The sequence below is a fragment of the Brachybacterium tyrofermentans genome, assembly GCF_014897585.1.
Lineage (GTDB): Bacteria > Actinomycetota > Actinomycetes > Actinomycetales > Dermabacteraceae > Brachybacterium > Brachybacterium tyrofermentans.
In genome coordinates this window covers 1-829 of sequence record NZ_JABUXW010000094.1, presented here as the reverse complement: position 1 = coordinate 829, position 829 = coordinate 1, and the positions used below count along the sequence as shown (strand labels likewise).

Below are 829 nucleotides of genomic sequence, written 5' to 3'. Positions count from 1 at the left end.
GCCGACCTCGACGATCTGCGGATGCCGCACCGGGACCCCGGCCACGTGATCGATGCTGACGGTCCTCGGGTTGTCGGTCAGGACATAGGTCGGGACCCCGCCCAGGCGGTGCAGCGTCGCATCCAGGCACGTGATCAGCGTGGGCAGGGTCTGGTCCCAGACCGGGATCACCACCCGGAACCTCGAGAAGGCCAGCCACGCGCAGAACAGCCACGTCCGCCGCGGCGTCCCGTCCGGGCCGGGCACCTTCGGACCCTCACCCCAGTCGAACTGCAGCCACAGCCCCGGCTCGGTGATCCACGGCCGGTAAGTGCGCCGGTGCCCGGCCCGCCACGCCGCCTTGGCTCGTGCGACCGCCCGCCGAGTAGTTCGCTCCGTCCCCGTGAACCCCTGCGCGACCAGCCGTTCATGGACCACGTCCGCGCGGACCTTGCCGCTACTGCGATCGACCCACTCCTCGATCTTCGGCAAGAACCCATCCAGCATCCGCGGCCGCCGGCCCGGCCCCATCACCGGCGCCCCCGCATCCCGGGCAGCGACGTAACGCCGCACCGTCTTCGCATCCACCCCCGCCAGCCCCGCCGCCGAATGCGCGGACCCCGTGGCGTCGAACGCCTCCAGAATTTCCATGATCTCCCTGTCAGACTTCTTCATGCGTCCCTCCGGTGGGTACCTGCTCGTGGTGGTAGAAGACCTCGAGCAAACCCCGGAGGGACGCGCATTTCGGGACCGACACGGCCCGATCCCAGGACCACAGACAGGGAGATCAACTGTCCGTCAGCAAGGAAGTCCGTGTCCGCCTACAGGGAGATTGGCATGTCCGCTAGCA

At 68.9% G+C, this 829-nt stretch carries 1 pseudogene; it reads right to left on the bottom strand.

The window, feature by feature from the left end:
• Positions 1–654, bottom strand: a pseudogene (locus INT49_RS20850) (IS21 family transposase); the annotation flags it as partial.
• Positions 655–829 lie beyond the last annotated feature (175 nt).